Here is a 26,444-nt window from a genome sequence, read left to right on the forward strand (position 1 = left end):
GCCTGCGCGGTACTGGCCCACGGAATCAGGTCGCCGCCACGGCAGGTGCCTGCGGCGGCGTGCTGGCAATGTGCACCGTGCGGGTGGGGAATGCAAACTCCACCCCCATGGCCTTGAACTCGCGCAGCAGCCCCAGGTTGATGGACTGCTGCAGGTCCATGTACAGGTTGTAGGCCGGGTCTTCGACGATGTAGACCACTTCGTAGTCCAGCGAGTTGGTGCCCAGTGCCTTGAAATGTGCACGGTCAAAGCGCAGCTCTGGGTGCGCCTCGATGAGCTTGCGCACGACGCCTGGAATCGCCTCGGCCTGCTCGGGGGTGGTGCCATAAGCCACGCCAAAGGTGAACACGATGCGCCGCCGCTCCAGCATGCGGAAGTTGCTGATGGTCTGCTTGAGCAGGTCGGTGTTGGACATCACGATCTGCTCGCCCTGCAGGCTGCGGATGCGCGTGGTCTTGAGGCCGATCACCTGCACCGTGCCCGACACGTTGCTCACCACGATGAAGTCGCCCACCTCGAAGGGCTTGTCGACAGCGATGGCCAGCGACGCGAACAGGTCGCCCAGGATGTTCTGCACCGCCAGCGCCACCGCAATACCGCCCACCCCCAGGCTGGCGATGAAGGCCGTGATGTTCACCCCCACGTTGGACAAGATGGCCAGCAGCACCACGCTCCACAGCAGCGTGCGCAGCCCCCACGACATGAGCGTGGCCGAGGCGCTGACCTGCGTCATGCCGCTGGACGAGTGCCGCTCCACATAGCGACGCACGCCGATGCCAATCGCGCGCATGCCCCACAGCCCCATCTGCAGCGCTACGGCCACAAACCACAGCTGGCTCAGGCGGCTCTCCCAGCGGCCGGGCAGGTCCAGCAGGCTTGCGCCCACCAGCAGCGCCACCACCAGCACCAGCGTGCGGCTCGTGCCCTCCAGCACATCCACCAGGGTCAGCGCCATGCCGCTGTGTGACTGCGTGGCCCATCCCTTGGCGCGGCGGGTCAGCAAGTGCAGCACCACAAGGATGGCGGCGTAGGTAGCGACAGCAGCCGCTAGCGCCACACACAGGCTCCATAGCGGCACGCCCGCAAAAGTGGTCTCCTGGACCCAGGTGAAAAACGTGGATGGCGGCATGCAGTAACTCTCCTCTTCGTTGTGCAAGGGGGATAGGTGGAAGGCGGGCGTACGGCGTGCGCGCACAGCCCGCGCAAAGGCATCGGCAGCAGACGGCGCAGCCCGAGATCAACGCGGTGCGCACGCGTATTGCCCATGATCGAGACCCCTACGAAGTGAGAGTTCCCCGACGTGCCTTCACATCCGTCGCACTCACAGTGTCAGCGCCCGGCGTGCAAATGTTCGTAAGACATGCCCGACAGCGATACAGAGGCAGGACCTACGCCCGCTCGCCGAGCGGGCCCCAACAATGCATCAACACCAGAACCCCCTGGTTGCCCACCCCACACACGGGTGCGGCGTCTCCAACAACCTCCAGAGGAGTCCCACACACCATGCATTCATCTGCACTGATCCGCACTGCCACAGCGGCACTCGCACTGGGCGCACTGGCCGCCTGCTCGTCCACCCCCGCCCCCACCGAACAGATGGCGGTCACCCGCACCACCGTGAACCGCGTAGCGGCGGCACCGGCGGTGGCCACCAGCGCCCCCGTGCAGTTGCAGCAGGCCCGCGAGAAGCTCATTCAGGCCGAGAAGGCCATGGCTGAAAAGGACTATGTGGCCGCGCGCCGCCTGGCCGCAGAGGCCGAGGTTGATGCCCGCGTGGCCGAGACCCGCGCCGACGCCGCAGGCAATGCCGCCACCCTGGCCCAGGTGCAGGACAGCATCCGCGCACTGCAGGAAGAAATCAACCGCCGATCGCCCCGCTAATCCAGCGCCCTGCGCGGTGCCCAGTGCGCCCCGCTTGGCGGCTGCGCCTCTCGCGCACCAGCGCCAAGGCCCGCGATGGCCCCGCGATTGAATTCACTACAACACCCAAGGAACACCCGACCATGCCACGCTTTTTTCACCGCACCACCGCCCTGTGCACCAGCCTGATTGCTGTGGGCCTGCTGGCCGCCTGCGCCAGTACCACCCCGTCGCCCGCCCTCGAAGAAGCCCGCACTGCCGTGAGCACTGCGGCAGGCGACCCCGCCGTCAACCAGTACGCCCAGCTGGAACTCAAGCAGGCCACCGATGCACTGGCCCAGGCCGACCGCGTGTGGGCCGATGACAAGGACACGTCTGAGACCAACCACCTGGCGTACATCGCCCGCCAGCGTGCCGAGATCGCCACCAACACGGCCCGCGCACGCCTGCTCGATGCCAACATCAAGCAGGCCGGCAGCGAAGCGGATCGCATCCGCCTGCAAGCCCGCACCCAGGAGGCCGATGCCGCCCGCCTGCGCGCGCAGCAGGCCCAGCAGCAGGCCATGAGCGCCGAGCAGCGCGCCGCACAACAGCAGGCACAGGCCACCGCTGCCATGGCCCAGGCCAACGCCGCGCAAGACCGTGTGCGCGCACTCGAAGCCCAACTGCGCGACATGGAAGCCCAGCAAACCGAGCGCGGCCTGCTGGTGACCTTGGGCGATGTGCTGTTTGCCTTCAACAAGGCCGAGCTGTCGGTCCAGGCGGCACCGCGCCTGGACAAGCTGGCCAACTTCCTCAAGCAGTTCCCCGACCGCAAGCTGCTGATCGAGGGCTACACCGACAGCGTGGGTGGCGACAGCTACAACCAGGACCTGTCAGACCGCCGCGCGCAGGCCGTGCGCGATGCGCTGGTGCAGCGCGGCGTGGACAGCAGCCGCATCACTGCACGCGGCTACGGCAAGGCCCACCCGGTGGCCGACAACGCATCGCCCGAAGGCCGCGCCATGAACCGCCGCGTGGAGATCGTGATTGCGGATGACAAGGGGAACCTGCGCGGGCGTTGATGCCTCGCCCCCCTCTCAGGCCGCAGTGAAGCTGCGGTGCTGAGGTCCCACCAGACCGCGCCGCTCAAGCTGCGCGGTCTTCAAACGTCTCGGTATCCACTTCGCTCGCGGCTTGCGCGTTGTAGCGGTTGCCCACCACCGTGCGCTCGTTGATCAGCGTGTCCAGCCGCACCATGGTGGCAGCATTCAGCCGCACATTGGCGGCACCCAAGTCGTCCTGCAAATGCACCACGCTGGTGGTGCCCGGGATGGGGATGATGTGCTCGGCCTTGTGCAGCAGCCATGCCAGCGCCAGCTGGGCGGGCGTGCAGCCCACATCGCGCGCAATGGCCTGGTAGCCTTCGAGCAGCGCCAGGTTGGCCGCATAGGCGTCGGGCGCAAAACGGGGCATGGCGCGGCGAATATCCTTGGCGTCGAGCGCGCTCACATCGCGCAGCTCGCCACAGAGAAAGCCCCGCGCCACGGGGCTAAAGGCCACAAAGGCGACACCCAGTTCGCGGCAGGCGTCCAGCACGGCGAGCTCAGGGTTGCGCGTCCACAGCGAATACTCGGTCTGCACCGCCGCAATGGGGTGCACCGCGTGGGCCTTGCGCAGGGTGGCGGCCGACACCTCCGACAGGCCAATGCTGCGGATCTTGCCCGCGCGCACCAGGTCAGCCAGTGCACCCACGCTGTCTTCGATGGGCACCTTCTTGTCCCAGCGGTGCAGGTAATACAGGTCAATCACATCGGTCTGCAGGCGGCGCAGGCTGTCTTCGCAGGTCTGGCGCAGCGTGGCGGGGCGGCCATCAATCACGCGCACCAGCTTGCCGTCGCCGTTCACATCCACACCCTGCATGCCGCATTTGCTGGCCAGGGTGAAACGGCTGCGGTGCTGCTTCAGCACCCGCCCCACCAGGGTTTCGTTGGCGCCAAAGCCATAGAGCGTGGCGGTGTCGAACAGCGTGACGCCCGCATCCAGCGCGGCCAGCAGCACGCGCTCGCCCTGCTCGGCAGACACCGGCGCGCCGTAGGCGTGCGAAAGGTTCATGCAGCCCAGGCCGATGGCCGAGACGGAGAAAGGTCCAAGGTTTCTTTGTTGCATGCCGCGAGCTTACGGCAAGCGCGGCAACCTACAGGGGGGCTCGGGCTTGGGGCCGGACTAAGCCTTGGTACTGGGCGGCCGCTTCGCCCACAACTCGATGCGCTCACCCGCTGCGCAGGCGGCCACCAGCTGCGCAAACCGGGCCTCCCGGGTCGCATCACGTTTGGCGGATGTGACCCAGTGCAGCATCACCTTGCGGTAGCTGGGCGGTGTGGATTCCTGAAAGTACCGCCACGCGGCTTTGTTGCGCTGGAATGCACGCTGCAGCGCCACCGGCAGCTCGGCCACCCCCGCCTGCTCGTGAGAGTAGATGGCCGACTTGTCGGCCTTGCGGTGCGCGAAGGCGGCCAGCCCCGCAGACGTCATGCGGCCCGCCGCCTGCAACTGCTCCACCTTGGCGATGTTGACCGCACTCTAGATCGACGACGGCTTGCGCGGCGTGAAGCGGATCGAATACGTGTGCTCGTCAATGCGCCGCCGGATGCCATCGATCCAGCCAAAGCACAGGGCTTCGTCCACCGACTCCGACCAGCCCATACTGGGCCGGCCCGAGCCCACTTTGTGAAAACCCACCAGCAACTCCGGCGCGCTGGCCGCATGGCGCTCCAGCCACTGGCGGAATGCCTGGGGGGTGGCGAAGAAGGTGGGGGTGGTCTGGGAAGCCATGGTGCTGCGAACGTCCTTCCTGCGTGCTGCCGGGCGGGCTGGCTATTGCTGCTGTGCCGGTGGGTCGGCTAGGCCACCACGACGTCTTGCGCCAGCTCGGCGCAGGGCCCCAAGGGCAACACGCACAAGGTCACGCCGTCGAGCGTGAGCACCAAACCCAGTTGCCCGCCCATCTGCACCACCCCACCCACCGTGGCCGGTGCGCGCGAGGCACGCGGTGGTACGGATTGCACGGAGCGCCGCGTCGCCATCGCACTCACGGGCGGCTGGCGCAGCAGGGCCCACAGGGCCTGCGGGTCCCGCAATTGCAGCGACTGCAGATAAAGGCGCAACACCGCCGGGTCGCCGTCACTGCGTTCATCACCGTGGCGGACCTGCGATTCGGCCTGCCGCAAGCGCTGCAATGCGCGGCGCAATTGCTGGCGGCTGGCAGCTTCCGTCCGGCCGGTGGCCTGTGCCAGCTCGGCATGGCTGACATCGAACACCGCATGCAGCAGCACTGCGGCGCCCTCCATGGGCGTGACGCACGCCGCCAGCCGCCGCAATGCGAGCGTGGCTTGCTGCGCCAGCGCTGCATCGGCCTCTGCCGAGGGCGCGACCGAAACGGCAACAGCGCCATGCGCAGTCTGCGTGGCTTCGGTCAGCCATTGGGCCATCCACTGGCGCCGCCGCAGGCGGTCGATGGCCAGGTTGCGCACCACCGTCAACAGCCACGCCTGGGCCGCATTGAGCGCCGGGGCCTGGGCCTCCAGCGCACGCACATAGGCGTCCTGCACAGCATCCTCAGCCTCGGCCGGGCCCAGCAGGCGCGTGGCGGCGCGCAGCAGGGTGCTGCGGCTGGCGTTCACCAGCGCCAACAGGTGTTCATCGTTCTGCATCGGAGCATGGTGCCACAGGCTGCGGCAAGCCGCACATCGGCAGACCATGGCTCGGATGGGTAGGCGGCATTCAGTTCAATCGCCCCCTTTGCGAGCGGTCCCGTCAACTTTCCCTGCGCCTTGCCGATAACCAGGGATGCAAGTTGCCAGCACCACCTCCTCCCCCGTCAAACCTTCTTCCTCCAGCGGCAGCAGCGACATCGCCAAGCTGCAAAAGCAGCTGCGCGAGCTGACGGAGGAACTCAAGGGCGTGGTCAGTTCCGACATGGACGCCAAGGCCAAACAAGAGAAGGCCAAGCTGCTGCAGGCGCAGATCCAGATGGTGCAAGCCCAGATTACGGCGATACAGCGCGCGCAACAGCAAGAGCAACAACTGTCCCAGGTGGCGAAGGCCGAAGAGGCGGCGGCCAATGCCGCGCAGCAAAAGAAGACCCAGGCGGCAAAGACTCCATCTTCTGGGCTGGGCAATAACGTCGATACCTACGCCTGACCAGTAAGAACGTGTTTACGATCTAAGGCTCTCTGAGAAGGCTGGCAACCTGCAGCACACCGCCCCCAGCATGCGTCCGGAGCCGCATGGGCCTGCGGCGTCCGCGACAAGCTCCACCTGCCATTGCATGGACAATCTCGGCATGTCTGGCACCCCCACTACTTCACACCCTTCTTCCGCCCGCCCCGTGCTGATCGCCGGGGGTGGCATTGGTGGCATGGCCACCGCCCTCACCCTGCACCAGATCGGCGTGCCCTGCATCGTCTTTGAGACGGTGCCCGAACTGCAGCCGCTCGGTGTGGGCATCAACCTGCAGCCCAATGCCGTTCGCGAATTGCATGACCTGGGGTTTGGCAACGAGGTGCTGGACACGATTGGCCTGCAGGCGCGCGAATGGGCGCTGGTGGGCCGCAATGGCAACGAGGTGTATGCCGAGCCGCGCGGCCTGGAGGCGGGCTACCACTGGCCGCAGTATTCGGTGCACCGGGGGCAGCTACAGATGATGCTGTTCAACGCCGTGAAAGAGCGCCTGGGCAACGACGCCGTGCAGCTGGGCCAGCGTGTGGTGGGCTACCGGCAGGACGCGGATGGCGTGACCGCACTCATCGAAACGCGCGATGGCGAGCGGCGCGAAGTGGCGGGCTCGCTGCTGATAGCGGCCGATGGCCTGCACTCGGCTGTGCGTGCACAGATGCACCCCACGCAGCCGCCCATCCAATGGGGCGGCGCCATCATGTGGCGGGGCACCACGCCGGGGGTGCCGGTGCGCACGGGCGCTTCGTTTGTGGGCGTGGGCTCGCTGCGGCACCGCGTGGTGTTCTACCCCATCACGCCACCCGACCCGGTCACGGGCCTGGCCACCATCAACTGGATTGCCGAGATCACGGTGGACAACCAGGGCGGCTGGCAGCAGGGCGACTGGAACCGGCGCGTGGCGCTGGAAGAGTTCATCCACCACTTTGACGGCTGGAACTACAGCTGGCTCGACGTGCCCGCCATGCTGCGCGGCGCCAAGGACATTTTTGAGTACCCCATGATCGACCGCGACCCCGTGCCCACCTGGGTGGATGGCCGCGTGGCGCTGCTGGGCGATGCGGCGCATGTGATGTACCCCGTGGGCTCCAACGGGGCCAGCCAGGCCATTGTGGATGCACGCGTGCTGGGCGCGCAGCTCATCGCGCAGGGCGTGGGCCCGCAGGCGCTGCGCGCCTACGACGACAAGCTGTGCAAGGACATCTCGGCGCTGGTGCTGCGCAACCGGGGTTCTGGGCCCTTTGGCCTGCTGGGGCTGGTGGACGAGCGCTGCGGCGGGGTGTTCGACCACATCGACGACGTGCTGCCGCGCGAGGAGCGCGAGGGTTTCATGGCCCGGTACAAGGCGGCGGCGGGCTTTGCGATCGAGACGCTGAATGCGGCACCGCCCACCATCGCGCCGGGGCAGCGCGTGGCAGTGGGCTGAACTCTCCAAAGGGGCACCTGACGGACCAGCCGGTGCTTCTGCCCCTTGCAGCGCATTTCTGAATGCGCTGCATGAGGACATGTCACGCCCGGCGCGTCTCGTTCGTCATGGCAGTCCTATCACTCTTTTCAAGGACTTGGCCCCGTGGACACGCCAGACACCCACACCCCACCCGCCACCCCAGGCGCCGAGCCACGCACGTCGTACCTGGAGGAGAAAGCCTTCAAGGCCCGCACCCTGCTCGTCTTCGGCACCATCACCGACACCCTGGCCGCCGATGTGGCGCGGCGGCTGATTGCGCTGGACGCTGACAGCACCCAGCCCATCGACATTCTGGTGAGTTCGCCCGGCGGGCACCTGGAGTCGGGTGACACGATCCACGACCTGGTGCGCTTCATTTCTGCGCCGGTGAACATGATTGGCACCGGCTGGGTGGGCAGCGCGGCCACGCACCTGTACCTGGCGGCACCCCGCGAGCGGCGGTTCTGCCTGCCCAACACGCGATTTCTGATCCACCAGCCCAGCGGGGGTGCCGGTGGCCCGGCCAGCGACATCGCCATCCAGGCGCGCGAGATGGTGAAAGCGCGTGAGCGAATTGCGGGCACCATTGCCCGGCAGACGGGCAAGCCACTGGAGGTGGTGCTGGCCGACATTGAGCGGGACCGCTGGATGTCGGCCGAGGAGGCGGTGGACTACGGCCTGGTCTCGCGCATCATCGAGCACAAGACGGCATTGAAAGGGTGAGGCCGCACACCTCAATCACTATCCAATGAATAGCTGCTAGCGCTTGATGGATAAGCGCCAGCAGCCAATTTGGCTTGCAATCAGCCTGCGTTGAGCTGCTGCTCTAGGTTGTGCAGCACCTGGTAGCAAGGCAGCACCTGCGCCACGCTGGCGTTGGGCTCACGGCCCTCCTTGATGGCGGCGAAGAACTCGCGGTCCTGCAGCTCGATGCCGTTCATCGACACATCCACCTTGCTCACGTCGATCTTCTCTTCCTTGCCGTTCACCAGGTCGTCGTAGCGGGCGATGTAGGTGGCGGTGTCGCCGATGTAGCGGAAGAACGTGCCCAGCGGGCCGTCGTTGTTGAAGCTCAGCGACAGCGTGCAGATGGCGCCGTTGGCGGCCTGCAGCTGAATGCTCATGTCCATGGCAATGCCCAGGTCCTTGTGGATGGGGCCCTGGATGGCGTTGGCCTTCACGATAGGGCTACCCGCCTGGTAGGCGAACAGGTCCACCGTGTGGGCAGCGTGGTGCCACAGCAGGTGGTCCGTCCAGCTGCGGGGCTGGCCCAGGGCGTTCATGTTGGTGCGGCGGAAGAAGTAGGTCTGCACGTCCATCTGCTGGATGTTGAACTCGCCGGCCGTGATCTTCTGGTGCACGTACTGGTGGCTGGGGTTGAAGCGGCGGGTGTGGCCGCACATGGCCACCAGGCCGGACTGCTTTTGCAGGGCAACAACCTTTTCGCCATCGGCCAACACGTCGCACAGCGGGATCTCGACCTGCACATGCTTGCCCGCTTCCAGGCAGGCAATGGTCTGGCTGGCGTGCATCTGCGTGGGCGTGCACAGGATCACGGCGTCCACTTCCTTGATGGCCAGGCTGTCGGCCAGATCGGTGGTGACGTGCTTGATGCCGTACTTGTCGGCCACTTCCTGGGTCTTGGCCAGGTCGCGGCTGATGAGGGAGACGACTTCGACGCCGTCAATGTTCTTGATGCCGTCCAGGTGCTTGATGCCGAAGGCGCCAGCGCCTGCGAGTGCGACTTTGATGGTCATGGTGAATGGTCCTTTTACGTGTTCTCAAGAATCAGGTGGCCCACGGCGGTGTTGGACGCGGGCACATGGTAGAAGCGGTGCGCCAGCTTGGGCGGCTTGCCGCCGGCCACATCGTCCATGGCACCACGGGCGATGAGCCACATCACCAGCTCGATGCCCTCGCTGCCCGCTTCGCGCACGTAGTCGATGTGCGGAATGCTGGCGGCAGCCTCGGGGTCGTTGATGAGCTTGTCGAGGAAGGCGTTGTCGAACTCCTGGTTGATGAGGCCTGCGCGCGGGCCTTGCAGCTGGTGGCTCATGCCGCCCGTGCCCCAGATGTGCACGTTCAGGTCTTCGTCATAGCTCTCTACGGCCTTGCGGATCGCCTGGCCCAGGTTGTAGCAGCGCCGGCCGCTGGGCACGGGGTACTGCACCACATTGACGGCAAACGGAATCACCGGGCAGGGCCAGGCCTGGGGTTGGCCGCACATCAGCGACAGCGGCACGGTGAGGCCGTGGTCCACATCCATCTTGTTGACGATGGTGAGGTCAAAGTCCTGCTGGATGACCGACTGCGCGATGTGCGCAGCCAAGTCCGGGTGGCCCTGCACCACAGGCACGGGGCGGGGGCCCCAGCCCTCGTCGGCGGGCTGGAACTGCGCAGCCGTGCCGATGGCGAACGTGGGGATCATCTCCAGGCTGAAAGCCGTGGCGTGGTCGTTGTAGACCAGGAAGATCACGTCGGGCTTGTTGTCCTTCATCCACTGCTTGGAGAAGTCGTAGCCCGCGAACAGTGGCTTCCAGTAGTCTTCCTGCGTCTTGCCCAGGTCCAGCGCGGCGCCAATGGCGGGCACGTGCGACGTGAACACGGAGGCGGTGATCTTGGCCATGGTCAGTTTCCTTTCTTGCCGGCCGCACCTTGCGGCTGGCGGTGCGCCTGTGCGTCGCCGTCTTCGCCGATCACGCGGTTGCCGTTGGCCGAGCGGCCGCCGCTGACCATCATGTTGCGGTATTCCTCTTCGGTCATGCCAGTCATGCTGCCCGCCATCTGCTGGAAGCTCTTGCCGTCGGTGGCACCGATCTTGGCCAGAAAGTAGATGTTGCCGCCCAGCGCAATGCAGCGGTTCAGGTCGCGCGCCAGCACGGCCAGCTTCTGCTCTTCGGTCATCGCCCATTCATCGAGGTAGGCGCGTTCGTTGGCCTTGAAGCGCTCGCGGTTGCCGGCCTTCATCAGGCTCATGCAGAACTGGTTGAGCCAGTAGCCCTTGCGGCTTTGCTCCGCGTCGAAGATGGTCGTGCCGGGCACGTCCAGATAAGGTTTGTCGAGTGCCATGGCGTCAGCCTTTCTTTGTCACTTCTTCGGGCCAGTACAGGCGCATGGGGTTGTCCACCAGCAACTTGTGCTGCAGCTCTGCCGTGGGCGCGATGTGCGGGATGAAGTCCACCAGCAGGCCGTCGTCAGGCATGTGGTCCTTGAGGTTGGGGTGCGGCCAGTCGGTGCCCCAGAGCACGCGGTCAGGGAACTCATCCACCACCTTGCGGGCAAACGGCACCACGTCCTGATAGGCATTTTGCTCGCCGCCCAAAGCCTTGGGGCCGGTGACGGACAGGCGCTCGGGGCAGCTCACCTTGCTCCACACATTGGTGTGTTCGCGCATGAATTTCAAGAACAACGCGAACTCCGCACTGTCCACGCCCTTGGCTATGTCGGGACGGCCCATGTGGTCCACCACGACGGTGGTGGGCAAGCTGGTAAAGAAATCCCACAGTTCGGGCAGGTCCACCGCCTCGAAGTAGATCACCACATGCCAGCCCAGCTTGGCGATGCGCGCGGCAATCTCCATCAGCTCGTCCTTGGGCGTGAAGTCCACCAGGCGCTTGACGAAGTTGAAGCGCACACCGCGCACACCAGCAGCGTGCAGGCGCGCCAGCTCCTCGTCAGAAATGCTGCGCTTGACGGTGGCCACGCCACGTGCCTTGCCGCCGCTGGCCAGGCAGGCATCCACCATGGCGCGGTTGTCGGCACCGTGGCAAGTGGCCTGCACGATCACGTTGCGCGCAAAGCCCAGGTGGTCGCGCAGCGCAAACAGCTCGTGCTTGCTGGCGTCGCACGGGGTGTACTTGCGCTCGGGCGCGTACGGAAATTCAGCACCAGGGCCAAACACGTGGCAGTGCGCGTCCACGGCGCCCGCAGGCAGCTGGAGTTGGGGCTTGGCAGGGCCGGCATACCAGTCAAGCCAGCCGGAGGTTTTGGTGAAATCACCGGAAGTCGGTTTGGACATCTTGGTTCTCGCAGGGTTCGGGTCAATCGGGTTTGATGTTGGCTTCACGCACCAGTTTTTCGTAGCGTTGGCGATCGGAACGAATCAATGCCGCAAACTGGTCGGCCCCGCCCGGCAGCACCTCGCCACCGACAGCCGCCATGCGGTCGCGCACTTCCTTGGTCTGGAGCGCCTTTTGCACTTCAGCGTGCAGCTTGGCGACGATGGGCTTGGGGGTGGCCGCTGGTGCGACCAGGCCGTACCAGACCGAGGCCTCAAAGCCCGGGAAGCCAGACTCGGCAATGGTCGGTGCGTCAGGGAACACAGCGGTGCGTTTGGCGCTCAGCACGGCCAGCACTTTCAGGCGGCCACTCTTCACGTGGGGCTGGGCCTCGAGGGCGTTCACGGCCACCAAGGGCAACTGGCCGCCGATCACGTCGGTCAGCGCCTGAGATCCGCCCCGGTAGGGGATGTGCAGCAACGAGACGCCGGCAGCGCGCTTGAAGAACTCGATCGCCATGTGGGGGGTGGACCCATTGCCGGGGCTCGCAAAGGAAATGCTGCCGGGCTTGGCCTTGGCAGCGGCAATCAGCGACTTGATGTCGTTGTAGGGTGCGTTGATATTGGCGGCAATCACCACCGGCACGCGGCCGACCAGCGCCACCGGGACCAGGTCCTTTTCCGCATCGAACGGCATCGGTTGGTAGAGCGCCATGTTGGCCGCCAGCGCGTTGGCCGCCATCAGCATGGTGTACCCATCGGGTGGCGACTCAATGACGTATTTGACGGCAATGTTGGTGCCCGCGCCGGGCTTGTTGTCCACCACAAACGGCTGCCCCAGGCTGGCCTGCAATGCCTGTCCTACCGACCGCGCCACAGCGTCCACGGCGCCGCCCGCCGAGTAGCCGACGACGATCTTGACCGGTTTGGAAGGGAAGTCTTGCGCGCGGGCCGCCAGGGGCACCGCCCCAGCCGCCACCAGGGACGAGACAGCCAGCGTGCCCAGCAAGCGACGCGAGATCAGAGCGAATGGAGCGAGCATGGAAGTGGGCCTGTGCAATGGAAGGGATGGAGCAAACAGACGACAAGGACCAACGAGAACCTCAAGGGACGAGGCGACTGGAACCTGGGAGGCATCTGAGCGCTTCATTTTTGATAGCTGCTAGCGCTTTAAGAATAAGCACCAGAAGCCAAAAATACTTGAAAGTCTTGTCAATCGATGTACTTGAGGCCTGCCTTCTCCAGGCCGGGGCGCATGTTGTACATATCGAGGCCCAGCACGCCGCTGGCGAGCTTGGCGCGCTTTTCGCCTTCAAAGCTCTCGCGCTTTTGCGCGGCGGCCAGCGTCTCGGCCGCGCGGGCGGCGGGCACACACACCACGCCATCGTCGTCGGCCACGATCACGTCGCCCGGCGTGACCAACGCACCGGCGCACACCACGGGGATGTTGACCGAGCCCAGCGTGGCCTTGATGGTGCCCTTGCTGCTGATCGCTTTGCTCCACACGGGGAAGTTCATCTCCTGCAGCGTCTTCACGTCGCGCACACCGGCGTCGATGATGAGAGAGCGCGCGCCACGGGCCTGGAAGCTGGTGGCCAGCAGGTCGCCAAAGTAGCCGTCGGTGCACTCCGAGGTGACGGCCGCCACCACGATGTCGCCGGGCTGGATCTGCTCGGCCGCCACATGCATCATCCAGTTGTCGCCGGGCTGTAGCAGCACGGTGACGGCCGTACCGCTGACCTGCTGGCCGCTGTAAATGGGGCGCATGTAGGGCTTGAGCAGGCCCACGCGGCCCATGGCCTCGTGCACGGTGGCCGAGCCGAGGGCCGCCAGGCCGTCGGCAGCTGCGCGGTCGGCGCGGGTGATGTTGCGATAGACAACGCCAAGTTCAAACATGTCAGAGCCCCTTTGCCTTCAGGCGTGAATCGAGTCGGGAGAACACGCGGCGCGTGTTGGCTTCGTAGATCTGGTGCTTGTCGTCGGCACTCAGGATGGTGGAGGCCTCGATGTAGCGCTTGGTGTCGTCGTAGTAGTTGCCGGTGGTGGGGTCGATGCCGCGCACCGCGCCGATCATCTCGCTGGCAAACAGCACGTTCTTCACCGGGATCACGGTGTTCAGCAGATCAATGCCGGGCTGGTGGTACACGCAGGTGTCGAAGAACACGTTGTTCAGCAGGTGCGTGTCGAGCAGGGGCTTCTTCATCTCTTGCGCCAGGCCCCGGAAGCGGCCCCAGTGGTAAGGCACCGCGCCGCCGCCGTGCGGGATCAGGAACTTGAGCGTGGGGAAGTCCTTGAACAGATCGCCCTGGATGAGCTGCATGAAGGCCGTGGTGTCGGCATTCAGGTAATGCGCACCGGTGGTGTGGAAGCACGCGTTGCAGCTGGTGCTCACGTGGATCATGGCGGGCAGGTCGTACTCCACCATCTTTTCGTAGATGGGGTACCAGTGCTTGTCGGTCAGCGGGGGGCTGGTCCAGTGGCCGCCCGACGGGTCAGGGTTCAGATTGATGCCCACCGCGCCGTATTCCTTCACGCACTTTTCCAGCTCGGGGATGCAGGTGGCCGGGTCCACGCCGGGGCTTTGCGGCAGCATGGCCACGGGCACAAAGTGGTCGGGGAACAGCGTGGAGACGCGGTAGCAGAGTTCGTTGCAGATGGCCGCCCAGGTGCTCGACACATTGAAGTCGCCAATGTGGTGGGCCATGAAGCTGGCGCGCGGGCTGAACAGCGTGATGTCGCTGCCGCGCTCTTTCATCAGCTTGAGCTGGTTGGTCTCGATGGACTCGCGCAGCTCGTCGTCGCTGATGTGCAGATCCGCCACTTTGGGCATGGCCGCCGGGTCTTTGATGCCGGCGATCTGCGCATTGCGCCAGTTCTCCAGCGCCTTGGGGGCCGTGGTGTAGTGGCCGTGGCAGTCGATGATGAGGCTCATGGTGGGGTGCTCCTGGAAGGTGTTCTGGTGATCGGTCAGGCGGGGGTCATACCCTGTTTCTGCTTGGCTTCAGCCGCAGCAGGAGAGGCCAGGTAAGCCAGCAGCGAACGCGCGGCATCCACCTGTTGCGAATGCACGCCGACGCCTGCTGAAAACGTGGTGGTGATCTGGATGACAGGTGGCAGCGGGCCCACGATCTGGATGCCCTGCACGTGCAGCAGCTCGCTCAGTTGTTGAAAGCCCAGCGCCACTTCGCCCTTGGCCACCAGCGAGCCCACGGGCACGCCAGGGGGCGCCTGCACCATGCGTGGCGCAATCTGCTCGGCAATACCCCAGCGCTCGAACAGTTTGCTCAGCGCCACGCCGCTGGGGCCGGTGGACAGGCTGATGCTGGGCGCGGCCAGCACGGCAGCGCGCACGGCGTCTTCGCTCGACAGGTCGGGCAGCGGCGCGCCCGCAGGCACAGCCACGGCCACGCCGGAGTGCACCCAGTCCACCTTGCTGCCGGGCACCAGGTGGCCCGCAGCCATGAGCTTGTCGATGGCATCGGAGGCGAGGATGACGACATCGAATGCCTCACCGGCAGCTACGCGCTTGGCGGCGTCCACACCGCCCACCGATTCGATGGCGGCCTGCGTGCCCGACTGCTGCGCAAAACCGGCCACCAGGTCGGCCAGCACCTGGCGCGTGGCCATGGAAGAAATGCCTCGGATCACTGGCTGCTTCATGCGTTGTCTCCTGCCGGGCTGCGGGTGGCCCAGGCGATGCGTGCCGTTGTATACATACCGCCGATTGTGGGCAGCGGCGGCCCAAACATGAAGGCGGCACCGGCACTACCAGATATATCATTCCGTGATCGTTGACCTACAGCTATAGCAGAGAGCCTTGCCCATGGACCTGAAGCAGATCGAATACTTTGTGCGGGTGGCCGAGCTGGGCAGCTTTACCCGTGCCTCGGTGGTGCTGGACATCGCCCAGCCTGCGCTGAGCCGCCAGGTGCGCCTGCTGGAGGTGGAGTTGCGCCAGAACCTGCTGGTGCGCAACGGCCGGGGCGCCACGCCCACCGAGGCGGGCAAGCTGCTGCTGGAGCACGGGCGCGGCATCCTGCACCAGGTGGAGCGTGCGCGGGAAGAGCTGGGTCGCGTGCGCGGTGCGCTGGCCGGGCGCGTGGCGATTGGCCTGCCGCCCAGCATTGCCAAGGTGCTGACGGTGCCGCTGACGCGCGCCTTCCGCGTGAAGATGCCGGACGCGGCGCTGGCCATCAGCGAGGGCCTGTCGGTGGCCATGCGCGAGTCGCTGACCACCGGGCTGCTCGACATTGCACTGCTCTACAACACCACGCCCGCGCCGGGCATCGAGACCACCGCGCTGCTGGAGGAAGACCTGTTTCTGGTGCAGCGCCGCTCCGGGGGCCAGAGCGAGGCGGAGGCCGATGCCCTGGCCCGCACGCCCCTGCCGCTGGACGAGCTGCCGCGCTTTCCGCTGATCATCCCCACTCGCCCCAACTCCATCCGTATGCTGGTCGAATCCGAACTGGCCGCACGCGGTAAACGCCCGCAGATCAGCCTGGAGATCGACGGCGTGGCCGCTATCCTCGACCTGGTGGCCGATGGCGCGGGCTGCGCCGTGTTGCCCATGAATGCAGTCACCACCTCGGGCAAGGCCGAAGTGTTCAGCACCCGGCCCATCCACGGCGCGGGCAGCGATGGGGAGAGCGAGGGCGAAGACGGCACCACCCGTCTGCGTAGCAAGCTGTTCATGGCCGTGAGCTCGCAGCGCCCCGCCACGCTCACGCAGCAGGCGATGGCGGAGCTGATTCGGACGACGCTGCAGGCACTTTATAGAAGCCCCCCCTGAGGCGCTGCGCGCCTTCCCCCCAGGGGGACGACGCCCTCGCTGCGGGGCGGCCCTTGCTTGGCGTCCCTGGTATTCGGCCGCGCCAGTCGCCTGGAGCAAAGACGAATCAAAGTGGCCGAGGCATTAGTCCCCAGCAGCTGGGGGTGACAAGCTTTCCAGCACCCGGTCCGCATAGTCCTGCCAGCGCGCGTCCTTGGGCAGGCCTTGAAAGACGCCGCCCCGCGCCAGGTCGGCCACCCACTGCTGCTTGGCGGCGATGGCGGAGGCCATCAGGGGTTCCATGCCGGCCTCGTGCACCGTCTGGGCGGACTCGCGCATTTCCTCGGCGCGGCGCTGGCCGTGTTGCACCACGCGGCTGAAAAAGTAACGGCCTTGTTCGTGCCAGTCGATGGACGGGAAGGTTTCGGCCAGCGTGGGCAGCACATGCTCTTCCACGCCGTATCGGCGGGCTGTGGCGTAGCTCTCGATGACCAACGCCTCCAGCCCTTTGATCATGATGCTGCGGCACATCTTGATGGCGCTGGCCACGCCCAGTTGCTCGCTCACGGGTTTCGCATCCATGCCCCAGCCGGTCAGCACCGCGGCCAGTGCGGCAGCTTGCGCGCCACCCAGCAGCATGGGCACGCGGATGCCATAGGGCGGTACCGAGGTCATCACGCCCGCCTCGACATAGTGCGCGCCACGCGCCTCGATGAGCGCCGCCGCCTGCTGCTTGGTGCCGGGCGATGCGGAGTTGAGGTCCAGGAACACCGTGCCGGGGCGGATGTGCTGCGCAGCCTCCTGCGCCACGGCCAGCGTGTTCGACGCGGTGACCGCCGACATGATGCAGTCGCAGCGCGCACACAGCGCCTGCATCGCATCCACCGCCACCACACCCGCCTGCGCGGCGTGTTTCTGCAGGGCGTCGCGGTGCGCGGGGTCGGCCAGCTTCAGGTCCCACGCGGCGACAGAAGCCACGCCGGGCTGGACGCGCAAGCCCGCACTGAAGATCTTGCCCACCTCGCCATAGCCCACGAGGCCGATGTGTGTGATGTTCATTCGATGTTCCTTTCCGCCTTCCGCCACCGCAAGCGATCAGCAGCGGCACCGCTCACTGCCGCGCAATCTTGGCCTTGGCGATCACGTCGCTCCAGCGGCGCACATCGGCCGCCAGGTGCTCACCCAGCTGCGCGGGGGTGCTGCCCTGGGCATTGAGGTTCAGCTCCAGCAGGCGCTTTTTCACATCGGGCTGGGCCAGTGCCGCCTGCACTTCGCGCGAGAGGCGCTCCACCACCGCCGGGGGCGTCTTGGCAGGAACGGCCAGGCCGTTCCACGACGTGACGTTGAAGCCCGCGAGCGGTCCGCCACTCTCGCGCACCGTGGGCACATCGGGCAGCTGCGGCGCCCGCTGCGCGCCCATCACGGCCAGCGGCCGCAGGGCCTTGGCGCCGATCTGCGGCATGAGTCCGCCCAGGATGTCGATCATCACGTCGATCTCGCCACCCCGCAGCGCCGTGATGATCGGCGGCGTGCCGTTGAAGGGCACCACCTGCGCGTCGATGCCCGCCGTCACCTTGAACAGCTCGGCCGCCAGGTTCTGTGTGGTGCCGATCTGCGGGGTGCCGATGTTGAGCTGGCCGGGGTGGGCGCGCGCATACGTGAGCAAGTCGGCCAGCGTGCGAAAGCGCCCACCTTCCTTCACCACCACGGCCAGATCGAACGTGGCCAGCAGGGAAACGGGCGCAAAGTCCTTGAGCGTGTCAAAAGGCAGCGACTGGAACAGCGCCGCACTCACCGCTGTGCCGCTGCTCACCAGCAGCAGCGTGTGCCCATCAGGCTCGGCCCGCGCCACCACATCGCCTGCCACCACGCCACCGGCGCTGGGCTTGTTTTCGATGACCACGCTTTGCCCTAGCGGGCCAGCAATCTTTTGGCCCACCGTGCGCGCCGTGATGTCGGCCGCGCCGCCCGCCGCATTGGGCACGACGATGCGCAGCGGGCGTGAGGGAAAAGCGGCCTGCGCGCTGGACGCACCGCCGAACGACGCTACCAGCCATGCCAGGAGGGTTCTGCGGTGCACGGCGCTGCCCATGGTGCGCGCTACCGTGCCACGCCCAGCAGGCGGTCCAGCAGCTCGGGCTGGGCGCTCAGCTCGGCGGCGCTGCCGGTGTGCACCACGGTGCCCCGGTCCAGCACGGCGGCGTGGTCCGAGATGGCCAGGATGGCCTGCGGGTGCTGCTCCACGATGATGGCCGACAGCCCCTCTTCGCGCGTGATGCGGCGGATGGCGCGCAGCAGCTCTTCCACGATGATGGGTGCCAGGCCTTCCAGCGGCTCGTCGAGCAGCAGCAGGCGCGGGTTGAGCACCAACGCGCGGCCCACGGCCAGCATCTGCTGCTCGCCGCCGGAGAGCTGCGTGCCCAGGTTGGTCTTGCGCTCGGCCAGGCGCGGGAACATTTCGTACACGCGCTCGGGCGTCCACTGCCGTGCGGTGGAGCCTTTGCGGCCCGGGCGGGCCACGGCCGTGAGGTTTTCATGCACGGTCAGCGACTTGAAGATGTTGCGCTCCTGCGGCACCCAGCCGATGCCGGCCGCCGCGCGCTCGTGCGGGGGCAGCTTGTGCAGGGCCACGCCGCCCAGGCTCACCGTGCCCGCGTGTTGGCGGGTGGCGCCCGCCAGGGTGTTGATGAGCGTGGTCTTACCCGTGCCGTTGCGGCCCAACAAGGCCAGCGTATCCCCCTCGGGCAGGGCCAGCGAAATGCCCTGCAGCACCACGGCTTCGCCGTAGCCTGCGCTCAAGCCTTCAATGCGCAGCAGCTCGGTCTTAGACATGGGCGTCCTCCCCATGGCCGAGGTACACAGCCTTGACCTGCGCATCGTTGGCAATGGTGTCGGGGTCGCCCTCGGTGAGCACGGTGCCATTGACCAGCACCGTCATGCGGTTGGCAAAGCTGAAAACCAGGTCCATATCGTGTTCGATCAAAAGCACTGACACATCAGCGGGCAGGGCCGCCACGGTCTGCAGCAGCTCTTCGCGCTCACCCGCTGGCACGCCGGCCACGGGCTCGTCGAGGAGCAGCACACGCGGCTCGCAGGCCAGCGCAATCGCAATCTCCAGCAGGCGGCGCTTGCCATAGGCCAGCACGCGGGTTTCCTCGCCCATCACGGACGTGAGGTGAAACTGCTCCAGCAGCTGCTCGCAGCGCTCGGTGACGGCGCGGCGCGCACCCAGCGGCTGCCACCATTTGCTGCCCAGGCCCTGCTGCTGGGACACGGTCAGGGCCAGCGTCTCCAGCGGCGTGAGGGTGTCGAACAACTGGTTGATCTGGAAGGTGCGCACCATGCCGCGCTGCACGCGCTGGTGCGGCGCCAGGCGCGTGATGTCCTGGCCTTCGAGCGTGATGGCGCCCTCGGTGGGCTCCAGCACGCCGGTCAGCAGGTTGATGAGCGTGGTCTTGCCGGCGCCGTTGGGGCCGATGAGCGCATGGCGTGCGCCCTTTTGCAGGTTGATCGTGACGTTGTTGGTGGCCGTGATGCCGCCAAAACGCTTGACCAGGCCTTGCGCCGACAGCACGGTGTTGGAGGTGGTGTTGTTCATGTCAGTGACCTCCCGCTTTGGAGGCAGCACCGGCCTTGCGGCCAGCGCCAAACCAGGTCCAGGGGCGGAACAGGCGGTCACGCCCGACCAGCACCAGCACCACCAGGAACAGGCCGACCCAGAAGGTCCAGTACTGCGGTGTGATGGACGAAATCACGTCCTGCAGCAGCTTGAAACCGATGGCGCCCAGGATCCCGCCATACAGCCAGCCCACGCCGCCGATCACAAGAATCAGCATCACGTCGGCCGAGCGGTGAAACTCGAACAGGTCGAGCGAGGCAAAGCCCGTGGTCTGCGTCAGCAGCGCACCCGCAGCACCGGCCAGCGCAGCGGCCAGCGTGTACACCTGCGCCAGCTTGGCCGTCACCGGGATACCGATGGCCATGGCACGCAGCCGGTTGTCGCGAATGGCCTTGAGCGTGGCGCCAAACGGCGACTGCACGATGCGGCGAGCGATCAGAAAGAACACCAGCAGCACCGTGAGCGAATACCACGCGGCCGTGCGGCCATAGAGGTCAAATTCAAACTTGCCGAGCACCGGGCCCATCATCACGCCCTGCAGACCGTCGGCACCGCCGGTCAGCCAGTCGAGCTTGTTGGCCAGCTCCAGCATCACCAGGCCCACGCCCAGCGTGACCATGAGGCGCGTGAGATCGGTGCCGCGCATGATGGTGAGCGACGCTACAGCGCCCAGCACCGTGGCCGCAGCAATGCCCACGGCCAGGCCCACCAGCGGGTCGGGCATCACATGCTTGGCAAACAGCGCGGCCGCATAGCCGCCCAGGCCAAAGAAGGCTGCGTGGCCCAGCGAGACGATGCCGGTGTAGCCCAGGATCAGGTCCAGCGAGAGGGCGAACAGCGCCACGATGGCGATCTCGTTGATGATGAGCGCGTGGCTGGGCAGCGCGAGCGGCGCAGCGAAGGCCAGCAGCCACAGCACGGGCTCCCACCAGCGAAAGCGCCGGGCCTGCAGCAGGGGGTTGTGCGGGTTCGCCATCACTTGCCCCCCTTGCGCACAAAGAGACCCTGGGGGCGCCAGATGAGGATCAAGATCATGAGGCTGTACACGATGAAGGCGCCCAGCTTGGGGATGTAGTACTTGCCCGCCACGTCGGCAATGCCGAGCAGCAAGGCGGCCAGCAGCGGGCCGGTGATGGACGAGGTGCCACCCACGGCCACCACGATCAAAAAGTAGATCATGAACTTGAGCGGGAAGCTCGGGTCGAGCCCCAGCACTTCAGCACCCAGCGCGCCACCCAGGCCCGCGAGGCCCGAGCCGAACGCGAAGGTGGACAAGAACACGATGTTCACGTTGATGCCCATGCCTGCGGCCACGCGCTGGTCGTCCACGCTGGCGCGCAGGCGGCTGCCGAAGCGGGTTTTGGTGAGCACGTACTGCAGGCCCACGGTGAGCGCAGCGCACACCGCGATGATGAACAACCGGTAGTGGCCCATGCCCAGCATGAGGGCGCCGCTGCCGACCTCGGTGCGGCCCTTGAGCCACTCGGGCAGCTGCATGATCTGCTGCGTCGAGCCCACGAAATAGTCCACACTGGCTACGGCCATGAACACCAGCCCGATAGAAAACAGCACCTGGTCCAGATGGGCCTTGTGGTACAGCGGCCGGTACAGCGTGCGCTCCAGCACGCCCCCCAGCACGGCGGTGCCCACAAACGCGAGCGGCAGGCAGACCAGGAAGGGCACGTCCAGCCTCTGCATGAGCAGCACCGTGATGTACCCCCCCGCCATGGCAAAGGCCCCGTGCGCCAGGTTGATGAAGTTCATCAACCCCATGGTCACGGCCAACCCTACCGCCAGGATGAACAGCAGCATGCCGTAGGCAACGCCGTCGAAAAGAATGGTCAGCATGAAATCACTTCATTGAAGACAAAAAAGGCCGCCGCACTGAGGCTGTGGCTGGGTATCTAACTGAAAGACTGTCGGCTCAAGGGGCTTGCCCCGGCTTCGACAGGCTCAGCCCGAACGGTAAGAGTGCCCGGCACGAACGCACCATACAGGCAGCACCCCACATGAGAACTCCACTCGCGACTACTGGCGCGCCCTGGGCCAGTGCCGCCGTGCAAGGGCCGCCCCGCCGCAGGGGCGGCGTCCCCCTGGGGGGAAGCCGCGAAGCGGCTCAGGGGGGCTTCCTGCTTAGGGGGTTACTTCGTCTTGCCGGGGTCCTTGACGTCCTTGATCACGTCGAATTCCACGTTGTACAGCTGGCCGTTCACGCGCTCCACCTTGCGCAGGTACACGTCCTGCACGATGTCGCGGGTCTGCGCATCGATGAACACCTTGCCGCGTGGGCTCTCGAAGATCTGGCCCTTCATGGCGGCCAGCAGGGCGTCGCCGCCGCCGGCACCCTTGGTGGTCTTGAGCGCTTCGTAGATCACGCGCATGCCGTCATAGCCACCCACGGCCATGAAGTTGGGGCGCAGGCCCTTGTTGGCCTTCTCAAAGGCTTCCACAAACTTCTTGTTCATGGGCGAGGGGTGCGCCGCCGAGTAGTGGTGCGAGGTGACCACGCCCAGGGCGCCGTCGCCCATGTCGTTCAGTTGATCGTCATCCGTCACGTCGCCGGTGCCGATGAGCTTGATGCCGGCCTTGTCCATGCCGCGCTCCAGGAACTGCTTCATCACCGCGGCGCCCGCACCCGAAGGCACGAAGACGAACAGCGCATCGGGCTTGGCGTCGCGCACCTTCTGCAGGAAGGGGGCGAAGTCTGGGTTGCGCAGCGGCACGCGCAGGGCTTCGGTCACCTGGCCGCCGTTGAACGTGAGACGCTGGTTGAAGTACTTTTCTGCATCAATGCCAGGGCCGTAGTCGCTCACCAGCGTGACCACCTTCTTGATGCCGTTCTTGGGCGCCCAGTCGGCCAGCGCCACCGACACCTGCGGCAGCGTGAAGCTGGTGCGCACCACATAGGGCGAGGCCTCGGTGATGCTGGAGGTGGCAGCGGCCATCACGACCAGGGGGGTCTTGGACTGTGTGGCCAGCGGGGCGGTGGCCATGGCCGAGGGCGTGATGCCCATGCCGGCCAGCACGTTGACCTTTTCGTTGACGACCAGCTCCTGGGCCATACGGCGGGTCACGTCGGGCAGGCTGGTGTCGTCCTTGACGATGAGCTGCACCTTCTTGCCACCCACCATGTCGCCGTTCTGCGCCATGTAGAGCCGTGCGGCGGCCTCGATCTGGCGGCCCGTGGTGGCCTGTTGGCCAGTCATGGGCAGGACCAGGCCAATCTTGAACACGTTGTCCTGGGCAGCGGCGGGCACGGCGGCCAGGCCGGTGGACAGCACGATGGCTGCCGCAGCCGAAGCACGAAGAAGGTGGCGTTTTTGCATCGTTGTCTCCTGTGGAAAGTCGTTGTATACAGAAAAAACTGCGGCGAGTTTGGCGTGCGTTGGGTTATTTCACAAGCGCAAATTCAAGCATTCAGGTATCACCAAATGACATAACAGCCGAGCCCCGCCCAAGCCTCGGTCGCCTGTTTATGCCCGCTCCCGGATCAGCTGTACACCGGGCAAGCCCTGCACCTGCGACGCCTGCACTGCCGCGAGCAGGTTGCGCCGGGTGATGCGCGAGTGCTCCCGCAGGATGGCCTCGGCCCGTGCGCCCTCGCGCCGCTCGATGGCGTCCAGTGCTTGCCGGTGCTGGTCCTGCGCCACCACCAGCATGTCACGCGCCTGGGCCGAATGCGTCTGCACCACCACAAACGCCGAGGGCGATGCAAAGGGCAGGCCCTTGACACGGTCCAGCTCCCGGGCGACCACGTCACTGCCCACCATGCGGCTCAGCAGCAGGTGAAACCGCGCATTGAGGTCCACGTAGCGCGAAAAGCCCTCATCGTCCAGCATGGGCGGGGCCAGCGTGGCATCGATGGCATCGAGGCAGGCATGTGCCTCCGCCAGCAAGGCAGGCGCCACGCCACGCTCTGCGGCCAGCCGGGCGGCCAGGCCCTCCATGGTGCCGCGCAGCTCGATGGCGTCGGCCACATCGGTTTCAGAGAACGTGCGCACGGCGTAGCCCCCACCAGGCAGCCGGTGCAGCAGGCCCTCTTGCTCCAGCCGCATCAGCGCGGCGCGGATGGGCGTGCGCGACACCCCCAGCTTCTCGACGAGGGTCAGCTCCGCAATGCGGGCGCCGCCGGGCAGCTCGCCCGCCAGGATCATCTCGCGCAGACGCAGTTGCGCCTTAACGGCCTGCGAGGTCCCCGCCTCGGCGGGGTCGGACGGCGGGGCAAGGGTCAGGGGGTCGGGAGGGTTCATGGCGGCAGTGGGCGCTGTGGCAAGTGGTGGGATTGAAGCCAGCGCTTCGAATGTATACAGAAACCAAGATCACATCCACTCGTACACAAGTAGATCTATTACAAAACAACAACTTATGAGATATACAAAAGTGCAATAGCTGTTTTATGTCTTTTTTATGTATACAGAAAACCGGGTTTTTCGCACAATTGCGGCACCTCAGCTGCGATCTGCGCGCGGGCTGTATACCAAGCTCGCAACAACACCATCCACCCACGGAGAGAGACAACCATGTATCCCAAGAACGCCTGGTACGTAGCCTGCACCCCCGACGAGATCGCGGACAAGCCCCTGGGCCGCACCATCTGCGGCGAGAAGATCGTGTTCTACCGCCCTGCACCCGACCAGGTCGCCGCGCTGGATGATTTCTGCCCCCACCGCGGCGCACCGCTGTCGCTGGGCAGCGTGTGCGAAGGCCAGCTGCAGTGCGGCTACCACGGCCTGCGCGTGGAATGCACCGGCAAGTCGGTGTCCATGCCCGGCCAGCGCGTGCAGGGTTTTCCCAAGGCGCGCAGCTTTCCGGTGGTGGAGCGCTATGGCTTCATCTGGGTGTGGCCCGGTGATGCCGCGCTGGCCGACCCCGCCACCATTCACCACCTGCCCTGGGCCAACAACCCCGAGTGGGCCTACGGCGGCGGGCTGTACCACATTGCCTGCGACTACCGCCTGATGATCGACAACCTGATGGACCTCACGCACGAGACCTATGTGCACTCCACCAGCATCGGCCAGAAGGAAATCGATGAGGTGCCCTGCAAGACCCGCGTGGAGGGCGACGAGGTCATCACCAGCCGCTTCATGGAAGGCATTGAAGCCCCTCCGTTCTGGAAGATGGCGCTGCGCATGAACGGCCTGCCCGACGACCAGATGGTGGACCGCTGGCAGATCTGCCACTTCAACCCGCCCAGCCATGTGCTGATCGAAGTGGGCGTAGCGCTGGCGGGCCATGGCGGCTACGACGCGCCGGCCGACAAGAAGGCGTCGAGCATCGTGGTGGACTTCATCACGCCCGAGACCGAGACCTCGATCCACTACTTCTGGGGCATGGCGCGCAACTTCAAGCCGCAGGACCCGTCGCTCACCACCCAGATCCGCGACGGCCAGGGCAAGATCTTTGCCGAGGACCAGCAGATGCTGGAGCTGCAGCAAGAGAACCTGACGCGCTATCCAGACCGCAAGCTGCTCATGCTCAACATTGATGCCGGTGGCGTGCAGTCGCGCAAGATTCTGGATCGCCTGCTGGCCGCCGAGCGCGCGCCTGCCGCACCCCAGGCGGTGACCGCATGACCGCGCAGGAGACCCTGCAGGTCCGCGTCGTCAGGAAGCGGGTCGAGGCCGAAGGCATCGCCAGCTTTGAGCTGGCGCGTTTGGACGGCGCAGCCCTGCCGCCGTTCAGCGCGGGCTCGCATATCGACGTGCACCTGCCGGGTGGACTGGTGCGCCAGTATTCACTGTGCAATGCCTCGCACGAGTCGCACCGCTACCGCATCGCCGTGCTGCGCGACGCGGCATCGCGCGGCGGCTCCGTCGCCATGCACGACAGCGTGCATGAAGGCGACGTCGTCACCATCAGCACGCCGCGCAACCACTTTGCCCTGCACCCGGCACAGCGCACCGTGCTGCTGGCGGGTGGCATTGGCGTGACGCCACTGCTGTGCATGGCCGACCGGCTGGCGCGCACAGGCGCCGACTTTGCACTGCACTACTGCACGCGCTCGGTAGAGCGCACCGCGTTTGCCGCCGAGATTGCCGCTTCGCCCCTCGCGCCACACACCCACTTCCACTTTGATGCGGGAGCCCCCGAGCAGAAGCTGGACACCGCCGCCGTGCTGGCCGCTCCCGGACCCGACAAGCGCCTGTATGTGTGCGGCCCGGCCGGCTTCATCGACCATGTTGTGGCCACCGCCAAGGCCCAGGGCTGGGCGCAGGACCACATCCACCTCGAATACTTTGGCGCCCCTGCACAGGACACCTCGGGAGACCAGGGCTTTGAAGTGCGCATTGCCAGCACTGGCAAGGTCTACCCCATTGCGCCCGATGTGTCGGTGGTGGAAGCGCTGCGCAAGGAGGGCATCGACATCCTCACCTCCTGCGAGCAAGGCGTGTGCGGCACCTGCCTCACGCGCGTGCTGGAGGGCGAGGTGGACCACCGCGACATGTACCTGACGGACGAGGAAAAGGCCGCCAACGAGCAGTTCATGCCCTGCTGCTCGCGCGCGCGCAGCAAGCTGCTCGTGCTCGACCTGTAG

28 protein-coding genes and 1 pseudogene are annotated in these 26,444 nt (G+C 66.1%); 8 read left to right on the plus strand and 21 right to left on the minus strand.

Annotated elements, in window-relative coordinates; all coding sequences use genetic code 11:
* Window positions 1–25: 25 nt before the first annotated feature.
* A complete protein-coding gene (locus tag ASD94_RS13550; RefSeq protein WP_056643770.1) occupies window positions 26–1,129 on the minus strand; it encodes a mechanosensitive ion channel family protein in 1,104 nt (367 codons plus the stop codon).
* 374 nt (window positions 1,130–1,503) lie between these two features.
* Here ASD94_RS13550 and ASD94_RS13555 point away from each other — a divergent pair, with 374 nt between their 5' ends.
* Window positions 1,504–1,881: a DUF4398 domain-containing protein gene (locus tag ASD94_RS13555; protein ID WP_056643773.1), complete on the plus strand. Its 378-nt coding sequence runs from the start codon at window positions 1,504–1,506 to the stop codon at window positions 1,879–1,881.
* Window positions 1,882–2,003: 122 nt separating this feature from the next.
* Window positions 2,004–2,924 (plus strand): OmpA family protein, encoded by a 921-nt coding sequence (locus ASD94_RS13560; protein ID WP_056643775.1) that lies wholly within the window; start codon window positions 2,004–2,006, stop codon window positions 2,922–2,924.
* Window positions 2,925–2,988: 64 nt separating this feature from the next.
* Here ASD94_RS13560 and ASD94_RS13565 read toward each other — a convergent pair whose 3' ends face one another.
* The 4 genes from ASD94_RS13565 to ASD94_RS13575 form a co-directional block, all read right to left on the minus strand.
* A complete protein-coding gene (locus ASD94_RS13565; RefSeq protein ID WP_056643776.1) occupies window positions 2,989–4,008 on the minus strand; it encodes an aldo/keto reductase in 1,020 nt (339 codons plus the stop codon).
* A 57-nt stretch (window positions 4,009–4,065) separates the two neighbouring features.
* Complete coding sequence (locus tag ASD94_RS23870; RefSeq protein WP_200954234.1) at window positions 4,066–4,401, minus strand: YdeI family protein; 336 nt, start codon at window positions 4,399–4,401, stop codon at window positions 4,066–4,068.
* Window positions 4,402–4,422: 21 nt separating this feature from the next.
* Window positions 4,423–4,674 (minus strand): YdeI family protein, encoded by a 252-nt coding sequence (locus ASD94_RS23875; RefSeq protein ID WP_200954235.1) that lies wholly within the window; start codon window positions 4,672–4,674, stop codon window positions 4,423–4,425.
* Between the two features lie 68 nt (window positions 4,675–4,742).
* Window positions 4,743–5,552 (minus strand): RNA polymerase sigma factor, encoded by an 810-nt coding sequence (locus tag ASD94_RS13575; RefSeq protein ID WP_056643778.1) that lies wholly within the window; start codon window positions 5,550–5,552, stop codon window positions 4,743–4,745.
* Window positions 5,553–5,688: 136 nt separating this feature from the next.
* On the opposite strand from ASD94_RS13575, the gene ASD94_RS13580 reads away from it, so the two are divergent.
* The 3 genes from ASD94_RS13580 to ASD94_RS13590 all read left to right on the plus strand — a co-directional run bounded on the left by ASD94_RS13580 (window position 5,689) and on the right by ASD94_RS13590 (window position 8,245).
* Window positions 5,689–6,042, plus strand: a complete 354-nt coding sequence (locus tag ASD94_RS13580; protein ID WP_056643781.1) for a FlxA-like family protein — start codon at window positions 5,689–5,691, stop codon at window positions 6,040–6,042.
* A 142-nt stretch (window positions 6,043–6,184) separates the two neighbouring features.
* A complete protein-coding gene (locus tag ASD94_RS13585) occupies window positions 6,185–7,501 on the plus strand; it encodes a flavin-dependent oxidoreductase (RefSeq protein ID WP_056643782.1) in 1,317 nt (438 codons plus the stop codon).
* Window positions 7,502–7,645: 144 nt separating this feature from the next.
* A complete protein-coding gene (locus tag ASD94_RS13590) occupies window positions 7,646–8,245 on the plus strand; it encodes an ATP-dependent Clp protease proteolytic subunit (RefSeq protein ID WP_056643784.1) in 600 nt (199 codons plus the stop codon).
* A gap of 80 nt (window positions 8,246–8,325) precedes the next feature.
* Here ASD94_RS13590 and ASD94_RS13595 read toward each other — a convergent pair whose 3' ends face one another.
* The 8 genes from ASD94_RS13595 to ASD94_RS13630 all read right to left on the minus strand — a co-directional run bounded on the left by ASD94_RS13595 (window position 8,326) and on the right by ASD94_RS13630 (window position 15,179).
* Complete coding sequence (locus tag ASD94_RS13595) at window positions 8,326–9,279, minus strand: Gfo/Idh/MocA family oxidoreductase (protein WP_056643786.1); 954 nt, start codon at window positions 9,277–9,279, stop codon at window positions 8,326–8,328.
* 14 nt (window positions 9,280–9,293) lie between these two features.
* Complete coding sequence (locus ASD94_RS13600) at window positions 9,294–10,148, minus strand: class III extradiol dioxygenase subunit beta (protein ID WP_056643788.1); 855 nt, start codon at window positions 10,146–10,148, stop codon at window positions 9,294–9,296.
* A 2-nt stretch (window positions 10,149–10,150) separates the two neighbouring features.
* Window positions 10,151–10,591, minus strand: a complete 441-nt coding sequence (ligA, locus tag ASD94_RS13605) for a protocatechuate 4,5-dioxygenase subunit alpha (RefSeq protein ID WP_056643789.1) — start codon at window positions 10,589–10,591, stop codon at window positions 10,151–10,153.
* 4 nt (window positions 10,592–10,595) lie between these two features.
* On the minus strand, window positions 10,596–11,540 hold the full coding sequence (locus ASD94_RS13610; RefSeq protein ID WP_056643791.1) for an amidohydrolase family protein: 945 nt from the start codon (window positions 11,538–11,540) through the stop codon (window positions 10,596–10,598).
* A 22-nt stretch (window positions 11,541–11,562) separates the two neighbouring features.
* Window positions 11,563–12,561, minus strand: a complete 999-nt coding sequence (locus ASD94_RS13615; RefSeq protein ID WP_056643794.1) for a tripartite tricarboxylate transporter substrate binding protein — start codon at window positions 12,559–12,561, stop codon at window positions 11,563–11,565.
* A 170-nt stretch (window positions 12,562–12,731) separates the two neighbouring features.
* Entirely contained in the window at window positions 12,732–13,415 is a 684-nt protein-coding gene (gene ligK, locus ASD94_RS13620; RefSeq protein WP_056643796.1) for a 4-carboxy-4-hydroxy-2-oxoadipate aldolase/oxaloacetate decarboxylase, read from the minus strand.
* Window position 13,416: 1 nt separating this feature from the next.
* Window positions 13,417–14,451, minus strand: coding sequence for an amidohydrolase family protein (locus ASD94_RS13625; protein ID WP_056643798.1), 1,035 nt, complete (start codon window positions 14,449–14,451; stop codon window positions 13,417–13,419).
* A gap of 35 nt (window positions 14,452–14,486) precedes the next feature.
* A complete protein-coding gene (locus ASD94_RS13630; protein ID WP_082576877.1) occupies window positions 14,487–15,179 on the minus strand; it encodes a substrate-binding domain-containing protein in 693 nt (230 codons plus the stop codon).
* 163 nt (window positions 15,180–15,342) lie between these two features.
* Here ASD94_RS13630 and ASD94_RS13635 point away from each other — a divergent pair, with 163 nt between their 5' ends.
* Window positions 15,343–16,308 (plus strand): LysR substrate-binding domain-containing protein, encoded by a 966-nt coding sequence (locus tag ASD94_RS13635; protein ID WP_056643800.1) that lies wholly within the window; start codon window positions 15,343–15,345, stop codon window positions 16,306–16,308.
* A gap of 123 nt (window positions 16,309–16,431) precedes the next feature.
* On the opposite strand, the gene ASD94_RS13640 is transcribed toward ASD94_RS13635, so the two are convergent.
* The 8 genes and pseudogenes from ASD94_RS13640 to ASD94_RS13675 all read right to left on the minus strand — a co-directional run bounded on the left by ASD94_RS13640 (window position 16,432) and on the right by ASD94_RS13675 (window position 24,156).
* Window positions 16,432–17,346 (minus strand): NAD(P)-dependent oxidoreductase, encoded by a 915-nt coding sequence (locus tag ASD94_RS13640; RefSeq protein ID WP_056643801.1) that lies wholly within the window; start codon window positions 17,344–17,346, stop codon window positions 16,432–16,434.
* Window positions 17,347–17,398: 52 nt separating this feature from the next.
* On the minus strand, window positions 17,399–18,379 hold the full coding sequence (locus tag ASD94_RS13645; RefSeq protein ID WP_056643803.1) for a tripartite tricarboxylate transporter substrate binding protein: 981 nt from the start codon (window positions 18,377–18,379) through the stop codon (window positions 17,399–17,401).
* Window positions 18,380–18,387: 8 nt separating this feature from the next.
* A complete protein-coding gene (locus tag ASD94_RS13650; RefSeq protein ID WP_056643805.1) occupies window positions 18,388–19,119 on the minus strand; it encodes an ABC transporter ATP-binding protein in 732 nt (243 codons plus the stop codon).
* The gene (locus ASD94_RS13655; protein ID WP_056643807.1) at window positions 19,112–19,885 is read right to left on the minus strand and encodes an ABC transporter ATP-binding protein; all 774 of its coding nucleotides are present in this window, start codon (window positions 19,883–19,885) and stop codon (window positions 19,112–19,114) included. Before ASD94_RS13655 ends, ASD94_RS13650 begins: the two co-directional genes overlap by 8 nt.
* A gap of 1 nt (window position 19,886) precedes the next feature.
* On the minus strand, window positions 19,887–20,882 hold the full coding sequence (locus ASD94_RS13660) for a branched-chain amino acid ABC transporter permease (RefSeq protein ID WP_056644131.1): 996 nt from the start codon (window positions 20,880–20,882) through the stop codon (window positions 19,887–19,889).
* Window positions 20,882–21,754, minus strand: coding sequence for a branched-chain amino acid ABC transporter permease (locus ASD94_RS13665; protein ID WP_056643809.1), 873 nt, complete (start codon window positions 21,752–21,754; stop codon window positions 20,882–20,884). The genes ASD94_RS13660 and ASD94_RS13665 overlap by 1 nt, the downstream gene beginning before the upstream one ends.
* Before the next feature lie 293 nt (window positions 21,755–22,047).
* Window positions 22,048–23,235, minus strand: a pseudogene (locus ASD94_RS13670) (ABC transporter substrate-binding protein); the annotation flags it as partial.
* 144 nt (window positions 23,236–23,379) lie between these two features.
* Window positions 23,380–24,156 (minus strand): GntR family transcriptional regulator, encoded by a 777-nt coding sequence (locus ASD94_RS13675; protein WP_056643812.1) that lies wholly within the window; start codon window positions 24,154–24,156, stop codon window positions 23,380–23,382.
* Between the two features lie 270 nt (window positions 24,157–24,426).
* Here ASD94_RS13675 and ASD94_RS13680 point away from each other — a divergent pair, with 270 nt between their 5' ends.
* Together ASD94_RS13680 and ASD94_RS13685 are read left to right on the plus strand one after the other, a co-directional pair.
* Window positions 24,427–25,482 (plus strand): aromatic ring-hydroxylating dioxygenase subunit alpha, encoded by a 1,056-nt coding sequence (locus ASD94_RS13680; RefSeq protein ID WP_056643814.1) that lies wholly within the window; start codon window positions 24,427–24,429, stop codon window positions 25,480–25,482.
* A complete protein-coding gene (locus ASD94_RS13685) occupies window positions 25,479–26,444 on the plus strand; it encodes a PDR/VanB family oxidoreductase (RefSeq protein ID WP_056643816.1) in 966 nt (321 codons plus the stop codon). The genes ASD94_RS13680 and ASD94_RS13685 overlap by 4 nt, the downstream gene beginning before the upstream one ends.

The organism is Acidovorax sp. Root70 (assembly GCF_001428225.1).
Taxonomy (GTDB): domain Bacteria; phylum Pseudomonadota; class Gammaproteobacteria; order Burkholderiales; family Burkholderiaceae_C; genus Acidovorax.

Coding starts and splice junctions, on each gene's coding strand:
- ASD94_RS13550 (WP_056643770.1), bottom strand. CDS start 1,129: ATGCCGCCATCCACGTTTTTCACCTGGGTCCAGGAGACCACTTTTGCG.
- ASD94_RS13555 (WP_056643773.1), top strand. CDS start 1,504: ATGCATTCATCTGCACTGATCCGCACTGCCACAGCGGCACTCGCACTG.
- ASD94_RS13560 (WP_056643775.1), top strand. CDS start 2,004: ATGCCACGCTTTTTTCACCGCACCACCGCCCTGTGCACCAGCCTGATT.
- ASD94_RS13565 (WP_056643776.1), bottom strand. CDS start 4,008: ATGCAACAAAGAAACCTTGGACCTTTCTCCGTCTCGGCCATCGGCCTG.
- ASD94_RS23875 (WP_200954235.1), bottom strand. CDS start 4,674: ATGGCTTCCCAGACCACCCCCACCTTCTTCGCCACCCCCCAGGCATTC.
- ASD94_RS13575 (WP_056643778.1), bottom strand. CDS start 5,552: ATGCAGAACGATGAACACCTGTTGGCGCTGGTGAACGCCAGCCGCAGC.
- ASD94_RS13580 (WP_056643781.1), top strand. CDS start 5,689: ATGCAAGTTGCCAGCACCACCTCCTCCCCCGTCAAACCTTCTTCCTCC.
- ASD94_RS13585 (WP_056643782.1), top strand. CDS start 6,185: ATGTCTGGCACCCCCACTACTTCACACCCTTCTTCCGCCCGCCCCGTG.
- ASD94_RS13595 (WP_056643786.1), bottom strand. CDS start 9,279: ATGACCATCAAAGTCGCACTCGCAGGCGCTGGCGCCTTCGGCATCAAG.
- ASD94_RS13600 (WP_056643788.1), bottom strand. CDS start 10,148: ATGGCCAAGATCACCGCCTCCGTGTTCACGTCGCACGTGCCCGCCATT.
- ligA (WP_056643789.1), bottom strand. CDS start 10,591: ATGGCACTCGACAAACCTTATCTGGACGTGCCCGGCACGACCATCTTC.
- ASD94_RS13610 (WP_056643791.1), bottom strand. CDS start 11,540: ATGTCCAAACCGACTTCCGGTGATTTCACCAAAACCTCCGGCTGGCTT.
- ASD94_RS13615 (WP_056643794.1), bottom strand. CDS start 12,561: ATGCTCGCTCCATTCGCTCTGATCTCGCGTCGCTTGCTGGGCACGCTG.
- ligK (WP_056643796.1), bottom strand. CDS start 13,415: ATGTTTGAACTTGGCGTTGTCTATCGCAACATCACCCGCGCCGACCGC.
- ASD94_RS13625 (WP_056643798.1), bottom strand. CDS start 14,451: ATGAGCCTCATCATCGACTGCCACGGCCACTACACCACGGCCCCCAAG.
- ASD94_RS13630 (WP_082576877.1), bottom strand. CDS start 15,179: ATGAAGCAGCCAGTGATCCGAGGCATTTCTTCCATGGCCACGCGCCAG.
- ASD94_RS13635 (WP_056643800.1), top strand. CDS start 15,343: ATGGACCTGAAGCAGATCGAATACTTTGTGCGGGTGGCCGAGCTGGGC.
- ASD94_RS13640 (WP_056643801.1), bottom strand. CDS start 17,346: ATGAACATCACACACATCGGCCTCGTGGGCTATGGCGAGGTGGGCAAG.
- ASD94_RS13645 (WP_056643803.1), bottom strand. CDS start 18,379: ATGGGCAGCGCCGTGCACCGCAGAACCCTCCTGGCATGGCTGGTAGCG.
- ASD94_RS13650 (WP_056643805.1), bottom strand. CDS start 19,119: ATGTCTAAGACCGAGCTGCTGCGCATTGAAGGCTTGAGCGCAGGCTAC.
- ASD94_RS13655 (WP_056643807.1), bottom strand. CDS start 19,885: ATGAACAACACCACCTCCAACACCGTGCTGTCGGCGCAAGGCCTGGTC.
- ASD94_RS13660 (WP_056644131.1), bottom strand. CDS start 20,882: ATGGCGAACCCGCACAACCCCCTGCTGCAGGCCCGGCGCTTTCGCTGG.
- ASD94_RS13665 (WP_056643809.1), bottom strand. CDS start 21,754: ATGCTGACCATTCTTTTCGACGGCGTTGCCTACGGCATGCTGCTGTTC.
- ASD94_RS13675 (WP_056643812.1), bottom strand. CDS start 24,156: ATGAACCCTCCCGACCCCCTGACCCTTGCCCCGCCGTCCGACCCCGCC.
- ASD94_RS13680 (WP_056643814.1), top strand. CDS start 24,427: ATGTATCCCAAGAACGCCTGGTACGTAGCCTGCACCCCCGACGAGATC.
- ASD94_RS13685 (WP_056643816.1), top strand. CDS start 25,479: ATGACCGCGCAGGAGACCCTGCAGGTCCGCGTCGTCAGGAAGCGGGTC.